17 protein-coding genes and 1 pseudogene are annotated in these 15,567 nt (G+C 38.3%); 3 read left to right on the top strand and 15 right to left on the bottom strand.

Features of this window, described 5'->3' with window-relative positions; translation table 11 throughout:
- Window positions 1-49: 49 nt before the first annotated feature.
- The 3 genes from AC6CHV_RS16005 to AC6CHV_RS15995 all read right to left on the bottom strand — a co-directional run bounded on the left by AC6CHV_RS16005 (window position 50) and on the right by AC6CHV_RS15995 (window position 2,648).
- Window positions 50-499 (bottom strand): YueI family protein, encoded by a 450-nt coding sequence (locus tag AC6CHV_RS16005; protein ID WP_341329906.1) that lies wholly within the window; start codon window positions 497-499, stop codon window positions 50-52.
- 139 nt (window positions 500-638) lie between these two features.
- Window positions 639-980 carry a hypothetical protein gene (locus AC6CHV_RS16000; RefSeq protein ID WP_341329905.1) on the bottom strand — a complete coding sequence of 114 codons (342 nt, stop codon included), beginning with the start codon at window positions 978-980 and terminating at the stop codon, window positions 639-641.
- Window positions 981-1,211: 231 nt separating this feature from the next.
- Window positions 1,212-2,648: a DEAD/DEAH box helicase gene (locus AC6CHV_RS15995; protein WP_341329904.1), complete on the bottom strand. Its 1,437-nt coding sequence runs from the start codon at window positions 2,646-2,648 to the stop codon at window positions 1,212-1,214.
- 208 nt (window positions 2,649-2,856) lie between these two features.
- On the opposite strand from AC6CHV_RS15995, the pseudogene AC6CHV_RS15990 reads away from it, so the two are divergent.
- A pseudogene (locus tag AC6CHV_RS15990) lies at window positions 2,857-4,051 on the top strand (MFS transporter).
- A gap of 72 nt (window positions 4,052-4,123) precedes the next feature.
- Here AC6CHV_RS15990 and AC6CHV_RS15985 read toward each other — a convergent pair.
- From AC6CHV_RS15985 to AC6CHV_RS15945, 9 genes are read right to left on the bottom strand one after another with little or no spacing between them, the layout of a single operon-like run.
- Window positions 4,124-5,035 carry a type II secretion system F family protein gene (locus tag AC6CHV_RS15985; protein ID WP_341329902.1) on the bottom strand — a complete coding sequence of 304 codons (912 nt, stop codon included), beginning with the start codon at window positions 5,033-5,035 and terminating at the stop codon, window positions 4,124-4,126.
- Between the two features lie 6 nt (window positions 5,036-5,041).
- Complete coding sequence (locus AC6CHV_RS15980) at window positions 5,042-5,992, bottom strand: type II secretion system F family protein (protein ID WP_341329901.1); 951 nt, start codon at window positions 5,990-5,992, stop codon at window positions 5,042-5,044.
- On the bottom strand, window positions 5,989-7,302 hold the full coding sequence (locus AC6CHV_RS15975) for a TadA family conjugal transfer-associated ATPase (protein ID WP_341329900.1): 1,314 nt from the start codon (window positions 7,300-7,302) through the stop codon (window positions 5,989-5,991). Before AC6CHV_RS15975 ends, AC6CHV_RS15980 begins: the two co-directional genes overlap by 4 nt.
- Complete coding sequence (locus tag AC6CHV_RS15970; protein ID WP_341329899.1) at window positions 7,302-8,474, bottom strand: CpaE/TadZ family protein; 1,173 nt, start codon at window positions 8,472-8,474, stop codon at window positions 7,302-7,304. Before AC6CHV_RS15970 ends, AC6CHV_RS15975 begins: the two co-directional genes overlap by 1 nt.
- Window positions 8,474-9,067, bottom strand: coding sequence for a Flp pilus assembly protein CpaB (gene cpaB, locus AC6CHV_RS15965; RefSeq protein ID WP_341329898.1), 594 nt, complete (start codon window positions 9,065-9,067; stop codon window positions 8,474-8,476). Before cpaB ends, AC6CHV_RS15970 begins: the two co-directional genes overlap by 1 nt.
- Window positions 9,068-9,095: 28 nt before the next feature.
- On the bottom strand, window positions 9,096-10,082 hold the full coding sequence (locus AC6CHV_RS15960) for a TadE/TadG family type IV pilus assembly protein (RefSeq protein WP_341329897.1): 987 nt from the start codon (window positions 10,080-10,082) through the stop codon (window positions 9,096-9,098).
- Entirely contained in the window at window positions 10,083-10,499 is a 417-nt protein-coding gene (locus AC6CHV_RS15955; RefSeq protein ID WP_341329896.1) for a TadE/TadG family type IV pilus assembly protein, read from the bottom strand.
- Window positions 10,496-11,005 (bottom strand): A24 family peptidase, encoded by a 510-nt coding sequence (locus tag AC6CHV_RS15950; RefSeq protein ID WP_341329895.1) that lies wholly within the window; start codon window positions 11,003-11,005, stop codon window positions 10,496-10,498. Before AC6CHV_RS15950 ends, AC6CHV_RS15955 begins: the two co-directional genes overlap by 4 nt.
- A gap of 55 nt (window positions 11,006-11,060) precedes the next feature.
- On the bottom strand, window positions 11,061-11,246 hold the full coding sequence (locus tag AC6CHV_RS15945; protein ID WP_341329894.1) for a Flp family type IVb pilin: 186 nt from the start codon (window positions 11,244-11,246) through the stop codon (window positions 11,061-11,063).
- A 242-nt stretch (window positions 11,247-11,488) separates the two neighbouring features.
- Between AC6CHV_RS15945 and AC6CHV_RS15940 the strand changes: the two genes are divergently transcribed.
- On the top strand, window positions 11,489-11,812 hold the full coding sequence (locus AC6CHV_RS15940; RefSeq protein WP_341329893.1) for a DUF192 domain-containing protein: 324 nt from the start codon (window positions 11,489-11,491) through the stop codon (window positions 11,810-11,812).
- A 179-nt stretch (window positions 11,813-11,991) separates the two neighbouring features.
- On the opposite strand, the gene AC6CHV_RS15935 is transcribed toward AC6CHV_RS15940, so the two are convergent.
- The 3 genes from AC6CHV_RS15935 to AC6CHV_RS15925 all read right to left on the bottom strand — a co-directional run bounded on the left by AC6CHV_RS15935 (window position 11,992) and on the right by AC6CHV_RS15925 (window position 14,647).
- On the bottom strand, window positions 11,992-13,503 hold the full coding sequence (locus tag AC6CHV_RS15935; RefSeq protein WP_440273333.1) for a sodium:solute symporter family protein: 1,512 nt from the start codon (window positions 13,501-13,503) through the stop codon (window positions 11,992-11,994).
- 17 nt (window positions 13,504-13,520) lie between these two features.
- Window positions 13,521-13,655, bottom strand: a complete 135-nt coding sequence (locus AC6CHV_RS15930) for a hypothetical protein (protein ID WP_341329890.1) — start codon at window positions 13,653-13,655, stop codon at window positions 13,521-13,523.
- Window positions 13,656-13,915: 260 nt separating this feature from the next.
- Entirely contained in the window at window positions 13,916-14,647 is a 732-nt protein-coding gene (locus AC6CHV_RS15925; RefSeq protein WP_498079196.1) for a helix-turn-helix domain-containing protein, read from the bottom strand.
- Between the two features lie 314 nt (window positions 14,648-14,961).
- Here AC6CHV_RS15925 and AC6CHV_RS15920 point away from each other — a divergent pair, with 314 nt between their 5' ends.
- Window positions 14,962-15,393, top strand: a complete 432-nt coding sequence (locus AC6CHV_RS15920; RefSeq protein ID WP_341329888.1) for a GAF domain-containing protein — start codon at window positions 14,962-14,964, stop codon at window positions 15,391-15,393.
- Window positions 15,394-15,567: the final 174 nt, after the last annotated feature.

Below are 15,567 nucleotides of genomic sequence, written 5' to 3'. Positions count from 1 at the left end.
ACCTGTCCCTGCGTCCCATAGTCGCAAGCTACAAAAAAGGGACTCTTCCCTACTTTTTAAACGTCTTTTTAAAAAGTGAGAGGAGTCCTTTTTTTTCGGATTTATTCTCTTGTGGTAGTATGGGTTTTCTTTTTTCAGTTATATAAATATCCTCTTTATCGATGGCATGATCGAATGCAAGTACTAGCCCGAGGTCCGAATTGTAATCCTTGTTCGTGACAAGTGTGTACTCCATGTTGTTTGTACTCGCTAGCTTCACATATTTGGATAAAAAACGATAATTCATATGACCATTTAAGTACATATGTACCCCGGTGTTTTTTTTACATGCATCCTGGATTTCTTGAATTACCTTATTTTCCCTAACTTGTGATTGGGTTAAGGCTAATAATACACGTTCCCTAATGGTTCCAAGAAATTGTTTCCGTTCTTCTGGTTTTATTTCCTTTGCCCCATGTATCCCCTGCTGAAGATAGTCATCTACATTCTGCTTCACCATACCGTCCTCCCCTTTTCGCTCGCCATTATTATTTCCAATTATAACAATATCTTGCTCCTTTTATGAGTATTCTGTTCAGCACGTCTATGTTCATCAGAATATCCAATGTAAAATGGAGCATCCACCGATGCCCCATTACTTAAAACCATATTAGATAATAGATTATCCCAAAAAGGACCGCCACCATCATTATGAGGACGCCTCTTTTCTTATTTTCCCCCAATAATAAGATACCTGATAAAAACCAACCGCTTGCTAATAAATAGGCACCGATATGTTTTACTAAGGCAATATCAGCAATTAGTCCTGAAATAAATAGGAGTATCCCTATGATACGCAAGCTTTCTTCCCAGAACTCGAAATTTTTAATATCTAAAAATCGATGCCGTTTCTCTTTTTTTGCTTTATTGTATACTTTGATAATATTGAACCCAAATATTCCCCAGATTAAGACTAATATTGCAATCTCAACAAAATCCATAGGAACTCCCTTCTATTGGTTCGACTATCTCTCCCCACAATGTTAAAGATTATATATTAATCTATTCTCTCAACTTCCGCATAATTCCTTTTCCCTGATTCATAGATGTGGGTAACGGGTGGCCTTGACGTAGAGCTTGGCGGATCACAGGGACAGGTACAGTGTCCCAGGAAAAAAATGGTGGGACAAATGACCTGTCCCTCTGACCCAAGTAGATCGAAACAGATATCTCTATTTTGCAATATGTACTTTTAGTTGTTTTCCTTTGATGGTTGTTTGCTTCATTGCTGTTAGAACACGCTGGCCTTTCCCGTTTAAAATATCCACATAGGTTGCATTTTCCTGGATAGTGATGATTCCAATATCATCTGCAGACACTCCGGGGATTTTAGCAATCGTACCGACAAAATCGACCACCCGAAGCTTCTTTTTCTTTCCGCCATTAAAATAAAGCTTTATTATATCTTTATTAACTTGCTTTGCCTTATCTTGTTTAAGTCGTGGCTTGGTGTTCATTTTTTCTACAAAGGCTGCTTTTGCACGAGCAACTTCTTCCTTACTTGGAGATTCGATGTTACGAAGTACCTCACCGATGTATTCTTCAATTTCTTTTACTAGATTTTCTTCTTGGGGTGTTACGAGAGTAATCGCTTTTCCGACTTTGCCTGCGCGACCCGTTCTTCCAATTCGATGAACATACCGTTCTTTATCCTGGGGCACATCGTAACTGATCACAAGCGAAATATCCTCAACATCTATCCCTCTTGCCGCAACATCTGTCGCTACTAAGTACCGAAACTTACCCTTCTTAAAATCATCCATCACCTTGAAACGCTCTTCTTGAACCATACCACCGTGAATTTTCCCACAAGAATAATTAGCTCTTGTCAGTTTTCGATACAAATCGTCCACACCCTGCTGTGTTCCGCAAAAAATAATGCAGCTGTCTGGATTTTCAAAAATCGTAATGTCCTTTAAAAGTGAAAACTTCTCATCTTCATTAATCCTCATTAAATAATGTTCAATCTTTCCTTTTGCAACATTTGGATTGTTAACCACAATAAATTTTGGCCTTTTCATATACTTGGCCGACAGAGCTTCAACATCTTCAGGTAATGTCGCTGAAAATAACATCGTAACCCGCTCAGTCGGAAGGGCTTGGATAATCGACTCCACTTGTTCAATGAAGCCCATATTCAACATCTCGTCAGCCTCGTCAATTACTAGAAATTTTATATGATCCACAAAAAGCGTTCCCTTTTGGATATGGTCTAGTACCCTACCAGGTGTCCCCACAACTACATGTGTTTTTTGCTTTAGCTCTAACTTTTGTCGTTCATAGGATTGCTTTCCAAATATAGCAGTTGCTTTGATCCGCTTAAATCGACCAATATGTATAACATCTTCCTTCACCTGTGCGGCAAGCTCTCTCGTTGGCGTTAAAATCAAGACTTGTGGCTTATTTTCAACCCAATCAACCATTTCACAAATTGGAATCGCAAATGCAGCAGTCTTACCACTACCGGTTTGCGATTTTCCAACAATGTCATTTTTCTGCATTGCAACAGGTATCACCTTCGCTTGAATTTCAGTAGGAACCTGATAACGCAAACCCGAAAGTGCCTTCACAATTTCATCACTTAAATTAAATCTATCAAAACCATTCATATCATTACCTCATCTATATTTATTATGGGACAGAGGGACAGGTACATTGTCCCAGGAAAAAAATGGTAGGACGCGGGACCTGTCCCTGTGACCCAGTCCCCAATTTTTTCTCGTTGACAACTGGTTTGGGATGTATTAACTTAGTATAGCTAATGTGAAATGGAATTAAAGTTTTTATATAAATATTCATGAAAAAAGAGGTGTATTGATGTCAGCAGACCAACGTAAAAAAATGATCATTTTGATGATCAATTATGTTTATTGCAATAGGAAGTTTTGGGATTATTATTCCCATTTTGCCTGCTTATCTTGAATCAATCAATGAGGGTGGAAAAGCAGCTGGCCTTATGATTGCTATTTTTGCTGGTGCGCAGTTTATTTTCTCACCAATCGCAGGTAAATGGACGGACCAATATGGCCGTAGAAAGATGATTATCTATGGACTATCCGGGTTAACATTGTCCATGTTTATTTTTTATTTTGTAGATTCAATTTGGCTACTATATGCATCACGTGTTGTTGGTGGAATCGGAGCAGCACTTCTTATTCCAGCTATTTTTGCATATGTTGCGGATATAACAACGATGGAACAACGTGCAAAAGGAAATAGTTATGTTTCCGCGGCTATGTCTCTTGGAATTGTAGTGGGACCAGGTATCGGCGGATTTTTAGCTGACTTTGGATTAAAATTTCCCTTTTTAATTTCCGCATTGGTTTCACTTGTATCGGTCATTTTTTCGTTTGCGGTACTAAAGGAAAGCCAACAAAAAGAAGAGGGATTCATGCCTGTTGATGATGAAACAATGGCAAAAAAATTAGTACGATCTGTCCGAATGCCATTTTTCATTCCATTGGTAATAACACTTGTGATGAGCTTCGGATTAATGGCATTTGAATCAGTTATCGGACTTTTCGTTGATAACCAATATCAAGCCACACCACAAGATATTGCGGTCATGGTAACGTCAACTGGACTTGTCAGTGTTATCGTTCAATTATTCGTTGTAGATCGCATGGTAACACGATTTGGAGAAGGTAAAATCTTAAATATTTTTATTTCTGTCGCTGCTTTAGGCTTCCTTCTTTCATTAGTTGCTACTAGTTTTGCGATGTTTTTTGCTATTTCACTACTCGTTTTCCTTGCTACTTCCATCCTGCGACCTGTGCTTAACACATTAATTTCTAAGCTTGCAGGCAATGAACAAGGATTTGCGATGGGAATGAATAACGCATATATGAGTATTGGAAACATATTAGGCCCAACACTTGGCGGATTATTATATGATGTTAATATTATCTATCCATTCATCTTAGGCCTAATCCTTCTCATTGTCACATTATTCATCACGATCATGTGGCAAAGAAATTCAAAGTCAAAACCGCAAGTCAAAGCGATGATTTGATGGAACAGTGACTGTTCAAAAAAGGTGACCAAATTCGGTCACCTTTTTCTATGTTTGGACAGGTCAACTGTCCTACATTACATTTTCGATTAGATAAATAATTAACGGTCCCATTAATACGATAAAGATGGACGGGAAGATAAATAGCATCATTGGAAAAATCATTTTGACTGGTGCCTTCATGGCCTGTTCACGTGCAAATTGAGTCCGCTGCTCCCGAATTCGTTGAGTCAGTTGGTGGAGAACCTTTGCCATACCCACACCTAACATGTCTGCTTGGATGAGTGAAGTAATGATACTTTGGAACTGAGGGATTGGAACCCTAGAGCGAAGATCTGCAAATGCTTCTCTCCTTGACTTTCCTAACTTCATGTCCTCCATTGTTTGTATAAATTCCTCTGACAATGGCCCTTTCATTTGCTTACATACCTTTTGAATCGAGGCATCCAGCCCCATCCCTGCCTCAATTGATAAATTGACCATATCAAAAAAATCAGACATACTCTTTTGAATCTGATGTCTCCGTTTTTTTATGATTGTACTTAAATAAAATGAAGGATAATAAATCCCTAAAGCCGCAACCACACTCGATAGTAAAATCCTTGAAAAAATGGCTGTACTACCTAATATCAAAAAAACCGATAGAAACAGGACACCCCCAATTAACAGCTGTAAAAAACGAAAGTCGATGGCTGACAACTTCAACGGGTATCCCGCTTCACGTAGCCTTGTTTCGAGTTCTCTTTTTTTCGAACTCGCCATTTTTTTATCGACAACCAACTTCAGCCTGTCACTATAATTTTTCATTACATGCAACTGTAATCTCTGTTTCTTCACCGGTATTTCTCTTTCGATGTCTGGGCCAAAATAATGCTTGGTCCGCGCTTCAATCACAATGTCCTTTTTATATATTAGACTTAGCAATCCACCAATGAGCAACATAAAACAAAGGGAACTAGCGATAATAAAAAAGATTTGTATCATTGGAACCTACACCTCAATGTGTACAATTTTATTAATAAATACCCAGCCTAAAATCATATTAATTCCACCCACGATAAGCATCCCCCAACCTAATGGATGTGAAAAAAGCATATTAAAATATTCTGGGTTTACAAAAGTTAAATACAATGCCAGCGCTGGCGGTAATAATGTAATAATAACCGAGGACATTTTACCTTGTGCGGTCAATGTCTTTACCTCATCTTGCACCCTCGAGCGGTCAATAATTGTTTCCTGCATTGTTTCAAGTAAATATGCTAGATTTCCTCCACTTGAGCGTTGGATTAGCAACGTAGTTAAAACCATTTCGAGCTCCCGATCTGGTAATCTTTTTAGGAGATTATCAAAGGCATCCTCAATCTTAACCCCATAATTGATTTCCTTCAGTGTATTCAAAAATTCTGGTCCTAACGGATCTTCGATTTCTTCAGCTACCATTTTCATCGCCTGCATGAAACTAAAACCAGCCCGTAATGCATTCGCCATTGTCCCTAATGCGTTTCCTAGCTGTTCAGAACATTTTTTCAGTCTATGTTTTCGTTTCCGTTTGATATATAAAATTGGAAGATAGAATCCAATAATCCCGCAAAAAATCAATAATAGGAAATGGAGCTCATATAAATATCCGATACCCACGACTGCACATGCACCAATCACTCTCCAAATAAACAATTCACCTTGAGTCATTTTTAGCCCTGATTGCGTAAGAATCGTTTCGTATTTTGAAAAATGAATGGTCCGCTCCATACTTTCGCTGACTTTTTTTACAAATACACTTTCGCGGTTCTTCTTTTTCTTTTCTTCCTCTTTCTTTATAGGCAGGTACTTGCTAACTCGTTTTTCATACTTTCCTTTTTCCGAAATCATTGTAATTACAATTCCGGTAAAAAGGGTAACAACCAAAAACGCAGATATAGCAATTAAAAGAGAAGTGCTCATACCCACTCCTCCCTAATCATCGATCGTACATCAAAGCCAGCATACTCAAGCTTTTCGGCACAATCCGGAAGAATTCCAGTAGCGGCAAACTCTTGCTTTTTCCCCTCCTGATAAACGAAAAGATCCTGCAGGACAATCGTATCTCCTTCAAGTCCTAAGACTTCGGTAATTTTCGTGATTTTTCTTGTACCGTCTTTCATTCGAGATTGTTGGACAATTAAATGAAGGGCACCCGCAATTTGTTCTCGAATAGCTCTAACAGGAAGATCGAATCCTGCCATTAACACCATTGTCTCTAGCCTTGCTAAAAGGTCTCGAGGGGTGTTCGCATGTCCCGTTCCTAAACTGCCATCATGTCCAGTATTCATCGCTTGAAGCATATCAAGTGCCTCCGCACCACGGACTTCTCCGACAATAATTCGATCTGGGCGCATCCGTAGTGAATTTCGAACAAGATCACGAATGGTTATTTCACCTTGTCCCTCGATATTTCGTGGCCGTGACTCCAGTGACACCACATGGTCTTGTGATAACCTAAGCTCGGCAGCATCCTCAATTGTAACGATACGTTCATTTCTCGGAATGAACGATGACAACACATTCAATGTGCTCGTTTTCCCAGATCCTGTTCCCCCACTAATAAAAATATTCAACTTTGACTCTACGGCAGCCTTTAAAAAGTCGGCCATTTGTTCACTTAAAGTTCCCATCCGCAACAAATCATAGATTGTAAAAGGAGTTGCCGAAAATTTTCGAATTGTAATTGTTGGTCCATTTAATGCTAGTGGCGGGATAATTGCATTTACACGTGAGCCGTCCGGTAGTCTTGCATCTACTAATGGGGAACTCTCATCAATTCTGCGTCCTAATGGAGCAACAATTTTTTCGATTATCCGTAAAACATGCAAATCATCGCGAAATTGTATATCTGTTTTTTCGATTTTTCCCCTCGACTCAATGTAAATATCCTTTGGACCATTTACCATGACTTCAGAAACTTCTGGGTCAGCTAGCAGAGGAGAAATTGGTCCAAAACCTGTTAGCTCGTAGGACATATCATATTTTAGCTGCTTCTTTTCTTCGTAAGCGAGCTGTTCACCCTCTGCTTCAAGAAAACTTTCCGAAAGCTTTTCAATTATTTCCTCTAGGTTTCGGTCTTGATATATGGGCTTTTTCAATTCCTCAACTAGATAATTGTGTAGGCGAACTCCCAGTTCACTTGATTTAACGCTTGCTGTCTTTATTTTTGGAGTGTCCTTCTTTAGCTCCTTAACCGGAGTCTCACCTCCGAGCCTCGCTAATAACGACATCAGACCATACCCCCTGCATGGATCACTCGTTTTGACTTAAGTTTTTTGCGGCCGGATGTACCAACAGGCGCAAAAATGGTATCGGCCATTTGGAAAATTTTCTTCGCCACCTGTGACCTAGGATAGGAATAGACGAGTGGCTTACCTTCATTGACTGAAGTAATCATGACTTTTTCCATTGCTGGTAATGTGAAGGCCACCTTTTGCCCAATGATCTTTTCGACCGTTTCGATTGTTAGCCCTTTTACCTTAGCCTGGCGGTTTAGAACCATTTTTACCTTTTCAAGAAGTTGTAAGGTTTCTAATGTATCAATTAATAATCTTGTATTTTTTAAAGTTGGTAGGTCCTGATGTGTGACGAGAAGAATTTCATCCGATTTTTCCAATGCAACAATTGAATTCTCATCTAAATGCGGTGCTGTGTCGATGACGACAATATCGTAGTTTTCTTTTAACGTTTTTATGGCCCTTTTCACATCGTCACCTGTAATCACCTCTGCAAATTCAGGGCGCTGCGGAGCTGCTAAAATGGAAATTCCATTTTTGTAAGGCGTCATAAAGTTTTCAATTTGCGACCCATTACGATCTTCTTTTACCCAGTCATATATTGTTCTTTTCGGTTTCACATCATAGAACATTGAGACATCACCAAACTGAAGGTCTAAATCAAGAATCGCAACCTTTGCTAATCTCTTTCCATAAGAGGCCGCTAGGTTAACAGAGATACTGGTCTTGCCAACTCCACCTTTTGTACTTCCAATCGTAATGACTTTTCCGTTCTTTTTAGGTTGGTCGAATTGATAGCTAATCTGATTTTTAGTTTCTTGAATCGCATTTTGAAGATCATCACGAATTTTTGAAGGGCTTGACGATAGAAAAATAACGTCTGTCGCCCCTGCACGAATGGCCTGCTTGGAATCTAGCTCTGTTTCATATTCGAAAACTAACGATACCTTTGTATTACGGTACTCATTCTTAATCTTTGAACATAGATGGTAGATGTCATATGAAGTAGATTGTGGGAGTAATACAAGTGACAGCTCAGTTGGAAGCAATTTCTCAAAAAGTTCCTCATGAGTAGTCCACTCGATTTTTCTATCTACTTTTTTCGCTATAGCATCAAGCATTGACTTTGTTTCTTCATTTTCAAAAATAGAAATTAGCTTAATCATCACTTAAACACTCCTTCGTGAAGTTGGTCCTCATGAACATGCGTATGTTTTGGTTCCACATCGTGGTCCCCTTCATCTCTAAGCATTAAATACAATTCATATCTTGAAGCAAATCCTAATGCCAAACCTTGCTTCGGCGTTACTTCAACAGTTACCATTTGGTAGCGTTTCTTCTCTGTTTCTGGATTATCCGCTGCATGACCAATTTCTATTACCCTTACATTTTGCAAAAGGAGTGTCGCTGAATCATGTTGTCCTTTCTCTTTATATTCTTCCGGTACCGTCATTACTGCCACAACATCGACAAATGAACCCGGTTTAATATGTCCAGCTACCCCTTGAACATCTGTCACAGCAATTGTCATGGCGCGGTTTCCTTTTGCAATCTTTATTCCTGACGATTCTGCAGAAGCCACTTCTGTTTCTTCCGGCTGTACAATTTCCTCTTTTTCTTCAGCCTTATCTTCCTGTACAACTTCTTTGCTAGCAGTTTGTGCTTTCGTTGGCTGTTCTGAATTTAAAAGTATGTATAATAGCCCAGATGCAACAAGTCCGAAAACCATTGCAGCTATCCAGATTTTTTTCGTGTTCATACGTCACCTGCTTTTTTGATATTTTTTACTAGTTTATGAGTTTGACTTTAGGTAATCTTTCAGGGTATCCCTGATTTGGCGTGTAACTACTGTCCAGTGTAAACTCAATGAATTTGCCCGTTATTTTTTCATTACTGCCAGTACCACTTGCTTCTGTTAATAAAAATGCTGCTAACCCCATAATCTCTACTTTCTGACTTCTTCCATTCGGAAAAGAAGTAACATCAACGATTGGAATCGTAACGAGTCTTTTACATGAGCTATCTGCCTTTGTTGGATCATTACATTTATCACGTCTGTTCGGATCATTGTTATCGGCAACAATTCGTGCATTTAATGTAGAAGTTGCGCTGGAAATTCTACCTGGTTCAGGATAATGAGAATCACCTATCTTCACCTCGACACCATTCTCAATTGCTATTCTTAGGTCATCTGCCCCATTAGAACCATCTATCGCGATAAATCCAAAATTACCCGTTTCGGAATGTTCTTCCTTTAATTCGAATTCTTGTCCAAAATACACATTTTTGAAAGCATTGTACTTAAGCATCATTGGAATCGCTTCACTACTATTTAGAAGGGACTGATATTCTGCTTTTGCATATGCTTTTACATCTGCATCTGTAAAATCTGGGGATAGTACTCTTGCAAAATATAAATTTTCATTAACAGTTTGTGTGATTGCTACAGAATTCTGAGTAACCTCAATTTTGTTACTCTCTGTTCCATCATCTACAATTGAGATTCCATTCTTTTGAGCGATTTCTTTAGCTGTATATATTGCGGAGTTTTTCACAGTTTCATTAAATGGTTTCCCTCTTAGTTCCTGAGTACCAGCAAGTACCGCTGCATCTAATGCCTTTTGAAGCTGGCCTTTCTTAAAGTATAAGGCTCCAGCATCCACGACAATCGCTGAAAATCCAAGTATTACAACCATGAGAATTGCGACAAGAACCATCGATACACCACTCTGGTCCTTATATAAACGTTTAATCAACTTATAGACTCTTTCCATTTATTCCACCCTCATAACCGTGGTATCCTTCAAGTCGAACCCTCCTATTATTTGACCAATGATTGGGGTTAGAAAGTCAACTTCATAGGTTAGCTCAATCTTTACTTCTTCACCGCTTGTTGGAGTTGCTGATGCATCGGTTACTACCGTTGAACCAAAATAAACCGTTTTGCCTACTATTTTTGGATTAGATGGGTCATCGCTCTCTAATGTATCAGTTGCATTTGAAATAGTTGTTTGTATCGTCCCTAAATCCGAGCCGACTGTTGCAACTCTAGCCGCTTCTCTTCCCGCATGATCGAGTGTTAAATACGCATGAAAGATACGACCAAAATCTGTAATCCCAAATAAAATCATTAATATGATTGGTAGAATAAGTGCTGTCTCAACTAATGATTGACCTTTTTGTGACTTCATCGTAATAACTCCCACATAAAGGATAATAGGGCACCAATCGCTATTGGTACTGCATATGGAATGGATACCGTTCCTTGGTTACCTGAGTTGATTTCTAGTGAGCCTTGAGTTCCTCTGAAAAACATAAGTGAAAATAGCATACTTTTAAATGTGAATCCTAGTTTCCTTTGTTTAATAAGCATGAAAATAGCAATGATTCCTCCGATAATCGCTGCATAAATACCCGTGTAAAAAACGAACATTGCTCCCTTCCAGGCTCCAATTGCGGCTAAAAGTTTAACGTCTCCAGCTCCTATACCACCCATTGCAAATGGAATGAAAAGTATTCCGAGTCCCACTAAAAATCCTTTTCCGCTAAATACAAAGCCATCAAATCCAGAGAAAATAGAAAAATAAATGAGGCCGCCTATTATGGCTGGAAAGGTTACAATATTAAGGATTTTTCGGTTGCGAAGATCTGTTATTACGGAGATGATTAGGATGAGGCAAATTATTAAGTTTTCCATTTTTGTTTTCCTCCACTTGATAAAATTGTAGCCCTGCCGGGGCAGGGCTTTCTAATTATGACGGTATTACGATAGACTTTAATTTTGTCGAAATAGAAGTAAATACACCTGCAATATCGGCTCCAAGTGCTACGATTGCAGCAACAACCCCCATTGCAATCAACCCAACCAATAACCCATACTCTGTTAATGCTTGTCCTTCTTCTTCCTTAACTAATCTTCCTACTACGTTTTTCATCATTTTTGTTTCCTCCTAAAATTTGTTTTTGGTTTGTTTTGTTCTTTATATTGAACTTGACTTTAGTATATATCGAACGTTCTATATTGGAAACAGCCAAAATAGGCCATTCGTTCTATATAATGACCATCTTTCTCTATTAATCTCCTTTTTTCTCTTTTTTTCTTACTTTTTTGTTTTTTTATTTAGAACAAAATATCCTATATAATGAACATTAACAACTAACTCGATAGGAGGAATGGATTATGCAACATTCTTTAGACCTAGATCTACCAATTAGTAAGGCTGATACATTTATGAAGCGATTCAAGGGCTTGATGTTTGAAAGGAAACCATACGTAAATAAAGGCCTTCATTTAACTCCATGTGAATCTATACATATGTTCTTTATGAGATTTCCGCTGGATATTGTTTTCTTAGATAAGGAAAATAGAATAGTAGATGTACGCTATAACCTCCAGCCCTGGAAAATTGCGATCCCTAATAGAAAAGCTTTTTCTACTTTAGAACTCCCAACAGGGACTATAGAAAAGTACAATCTACAAATCGGTGACAAACTTGTTCTCTAAAAAGTTCACTTAATCGATCGCTAAATTGTTCTTTGAGCCAGCCGCCGTGATGTTCTTTATACAAAACACAAAAAAGGTGACCTACAAAATAGGTCACCTTTTTCAATTTGGGTCAGAGGGACAGGTACACTGTCCCAGGAAAAATTTGGTGGGACGCGGGACCTGTCCCTATGTCCCATTTAATCTCTGATTTTCGCATATAGTTCTTCGGTGGATTTGCTGACTTCTGCGTTGAAGTATGGTTCGTATGCTTCGATTGGTGGTTTTTTCGTTGTAAATACAGCGATTAGTACTCCAATTAATGAAGCTGTTACGGCTACAACGAATGGATTGGTAGCTTCCATCGCTTTTGCGATTATATACACCACTGAACCCACTAATATTCCTGTATAGGCTCCTGCCTTGTTCATTCGCTTCCAGTATAATCCAAAAAATACAACTAAGAAGAAGGCTGCACCAAAACCACCGTATACATACGTGAAGCCCATCGCAATAAACCAAGGTGGTTTAATCGCAAGTAAAACAGCAACGATTGCAATTCCAAAAATACTTAGACGCAACCAATTTCTAAATCCTTTGTCTGAAACCTTTTTCGAAGAGATGTTTAAATACACATCATAATAAAGTGACGTTGCACAGTGTAAAAGCATCGAGTTAGCAGTAGATATTGCTGCCGCACAAATGGCAATAAGTATGACTGCCCCAATAAATGGATGCATATACTCTTGGATCAGCAATGGAACAATATAGTCTGTTGTTTTCCCAACAGGTAAGCTAGGTATTAATACTTTTGCACCTAGGCCAACGATGATAAGTGGGCCCATGATAAAAATTAATAAAAATATAGTACCCATGATTTGTAAGATTGCAATTTTAATATTTTTTGGTGCTACCATTCTTGCTACCCAGTGCGGTGAAGAAGGTGTTCCAAGTGAATTTGAAATAAAGATAGAAAATAATGCTCCAAGACCGAAAGATCCAACTGGTGAAAGAAGGATTCCCTTTTCAAGTTCAGGTCCCCCTACAATTGTTGGTGCTGTAGTGGTAGCAAGTGTATCAAGGATATTGGTCATTCCACCAGTTAATACCAAGACAACACCAGCTGCTAAAATAACACCAATTGTTATCAGTAATGTATTTAATGTGTCAGTTGCAGCAACTGACCAGAATCCACCCAGGCTTGTTAATAGTATAAATAGTAAGAAACCAAAAATAGCAAATTCATATTTAATGCCTGTTATCGTGGAGAACACAATACCGAAGCCCGTTACCTGAATATTTACTAAGAGCAAGTAACCAATAAACATTAGTATCCCAACCAAAGCTTGGAGGGAACTCTTTTTCTTAAAAGGTTCAAATCGAAATCGAACAAATTCCGGGAATGTCCTTGCAGGTACTTTTGGCCTTCTGACTTTGTAGGCGACAAGTGGTAGTAATGCTCCACCAAACGCCCAACCGGCTACCCACCCGATAATTGTAGCAACTCCAGTACTATATAGATAACCCGGTATTCCAATAACCGATGCCACACTTACCCATGTAGCGGTTGTAGTACCGATACTCATCAGCAAACCCAGTCTATGCCCACCGATTGCAAAATCATCGATAGATTCTGCAGCCTTAAGGCTTTTGAGGTTTGCCCAGATAAGAAAAACAATATAAAAAGCAAATACAGCTACGTACCAAACCATCGAATCCCCTCACTTTTCTATTTATATTTGAATATTCTTCCAGTAGCTCCCCAACGCTTTACACCGGACTTTTCTACCTTATAGCAAAGAAATGTATTTAACACTACGCTAAATACCATAACCCCAACCCAGAACATCATTGCTATAAACATACAGACACCCACCTTTCGCATTTACATTCAGTCCATCCCAAATAGAAGTTACAGACATCAGAATTAATTATCACACTACACTTTATATTTTCTATATATAGTATTCTATGAATATAAAGATAATGGTAGGTTATTCTTTCAAACAAATTTTGTCAATGTAATAATCTGACAAAACAACTTAGAGTTCTTACAAAATTTTCAATGAAAAAGGGACAGCTCATATCGCTGTCCCTTGCCTAATAATAATCACTTATTTCTATTTAATGTACTCCACCCGAATAATCGCAAATATCATATAAACAATTGATTCGATTGATGACCACTTTATGGTCGTACATTTCAACAATTCCTTCTCTTTTCCAACTGTTTAAAATACGGTTAACACTTTCACGAGTTGTGCCGATTAAATCACCTAAATCTTTGTTCGTTAGTTCGATTGCAAGTAGGATCCCGTCCTTACACTTAACACCATGTGTTGTGGTTAGTTTAATTAATGTAGATGCCAGTGCCCCTTGTTTGTCAAAAAACAGGAAATCATATAATTTATTTTGCATGATTCGCTGTGTCCAGCCAATCCAACTCATAAATTCAACTGCAAAATTCCCAAATTGATATAATAATTTTTTCAAATCATTAATGTGGATGATGCCGATCTCAGCAGTTTCTTCAACATCTGCACGATAATTATAGTATAGGCTTTCAGCGAAGCCCCCAAATTCTCCAATTAGGCTTCCTTTTTCTTTGATTGATAGTAAGAAGTCTTTTCCTCCTTCTGAGGATACACGGAGTTTCACTCTACCAGACTTAATATAATACATTTCTTTCGCTTCCTCACCATCCCAAAAGAGGTGAGTTCCCGCTCCTACTTTTCTTGTGCGCATAATACTTTGTAATTTATTTAAATTTTCTTCAGATAAAAATTGATCAATGCTTTCATTAATTGACTCTATATGAGGAATCTCGCTACTTAGTTCCTGTAGACTCATTGCCATTTTTGGTTCCCCCTCCGCCATGACTTTATACTATAATCATACGGCCAATAGTGAAAAACCGGTATCAGGGGAACCCCTTAACTTTTGCTCTGAATTCCCCTATTTAATTTCCCGTGACTTTCCCCTAGACAAGCACATTCTCTAGGAACTTCCCCTATGACGGATATAAAATTCATCCTTAATAACCATAAAGTTAAGGGAATTCCCTGACATACAATCTTGAAAAAAAGATTTACAATAGATAGGAAGATGTAAAATTCTAATTACGTTTATATAAAGAAGAAATCACGAACAGGATCGAGGAGAGATTACTCATGGAAGCAATGCAAGTGGAATTTGAACAAAAACTTCATGATTTGTGTACAAATACCTCAAGTGATTTCTCTGCATATGCGAATGTCGATCAAGAAAATCATACAATCCGCTGGGAATATGCTTACGGTTTTACCAATAACCGTTTCAAGAATATGGTCATTCGCCCAGGCAAAGGATTATCCGGATCTGTTGTCCGTTTTGGTATAACAATGGTCCTAGACATTGATACACCGAACCGACAGAAAACACGACTCCAATATCCAATCATGCTAGCAGAAAACCTCGTTTCAGCTGTTGCAGTCCCAGTTCATGTGAATGGTAAGGTCGCTGGGGTTCTTCTAATCGGCTCACGCTCTGAAGTAAAATACACAACCGAACAAATAGAGTTATTAAAAAAGACAACAAGTGAATTTGCAGAAATAAAAAAATGAATCCCATTGATAGGATTCATTTTTTATTTCCTCTATAAAAATTCTTACCTCAATTAGTGAGGGTGAATTTGACTGTAAACCACCAAAATTTTGTATAGCCTCGTGCGTATGCCTCAATTTTCCTAGCAATAAGATCAAAAACTAGAAACTCACTTCCTGTGGGCATAAAAATCG

This window comes from Ferdinandcohnia sp. GQ5 (assembly GCF_059759275.1).
This window is presented reverse-complemented; position numbering and strand designations above follow the sequence as displayed.

Coding starts and splice junctions, on each gene's coding strand:
- AC6CHV_RS16005 (WP_341329906.1), bottom strand. CDS start 499: ATGGTGAAGCAGAATGTAGATGACTATCTTCAGCAGGGGATACATGGG.
- AC6CHV_RS16000 (WP_341329905.1), bottom strand. CDS start 980: ATGGATTTTGTTGAGATTGCAATATTAGTCTTAATCTGGGGAATATTT.
- AC6CHV_RS15995 (WP_341329904.1), bottom strand. CDS start 2,648: ATGAATGGTTTTGATAGATTTAATTTAAGTGATGAAATTGTGAAGGCA.
- AC6CHV_RS15985 (WP_341329902.1), bottom strand. CDS start 5,035: ATGATACAAATCTTTTTTATTATCGCTAGTTCCCTTTGTTTTATGTTG.
- AC6CHV_RS15980 (WP_341329901.1), bottom strand. CDS start 5,992: ATGAGCACTTCTCTTTTAATTGCTATATCTGCGTTTTTGGTTGTTACC.
- AC6CHV_RS15975 (WP_341329900.1), bottom strand. CDS start 7,302: ATGTCGTTATTAGCGAGGCTCGGAGGTGAGACTCCGGTTAAGGAGCTA.
- AC6CHV_RS15970 (WP_341329899.1), bottom strand. CDS start 8,474: ATGATTAAGCTAATTTCTATTTTTGAAAATGAAGAAACAAAGTCAATG.
- cpaB (WP_341329898.1), bottom strand. CDS start 9,067: ATGAACACGAAAAAAATCTGGATAGCTGCAATGGTTTTCGGACTTGTT.
- AC6CHV_RS15960 (WP_341329897.1), bottom strand. CDS start 10,082: ATGGAAAGAGTCTATAAGTTGATTAAACGTTTATATAAGGACCAGAGT.
- AC6CHV_RS15955 (WP_341329896.1), bottom strand. CDS start 10,499: ATGAAGTCACAAAAAGGTCAATCATTAGTTGAGACAGCACTTATTCTA.
- AC6CHV_RS15950 (WP_341329895.1), bottom strand. CDS start 11,005: ATGGAAAACTTAATAATTTGCCTCATCCTAATCATCTCCGTAATAACA.
- AC6CHV_RS15945 (WP_341329894.1), bottom strand. CDS start 11,246: ATGATGAAAAACGTAGTAGGAAGATTAGTTAAGGAAGAAGAAGGACAA.
- AC6CHV_RS15940 (WP_341329893.1), top strand. CDS start 11,489: ATGCAACATTCTTTAGACCTAGATCTACCAATTAGTAAGGCTGATACA.
- AC6CHV_RS15935 (WP_440273333.1), bottom strand. CDS start 13,503: ATGGTTTGGTACGTAGCTGTATTTGCTTTTTATATTGTTTTTCTTATC.
- AC6CHV_RS15930 (WP_341329890.1), bottom strand. CDS start 13,655: ATGTTTATAGCAATGATGTTCTGGGTTGGGGTTATGGTATTTAGCGTA.
- AC6CHV_RS15925 (WP_498079196.1), bottom strand. CDS start 14,647: ATGGCAATGAGTCTACAGGAACTAAGTAGCGAGATTCCTCATATAGAG.
- AC6CHV_RS15920 (WP_341329888.1), top strand. CDS start 14,962: ATGGAAGCAATGCAAGTGGAATTTGAACAAAAACTTCATGATTTGTGT.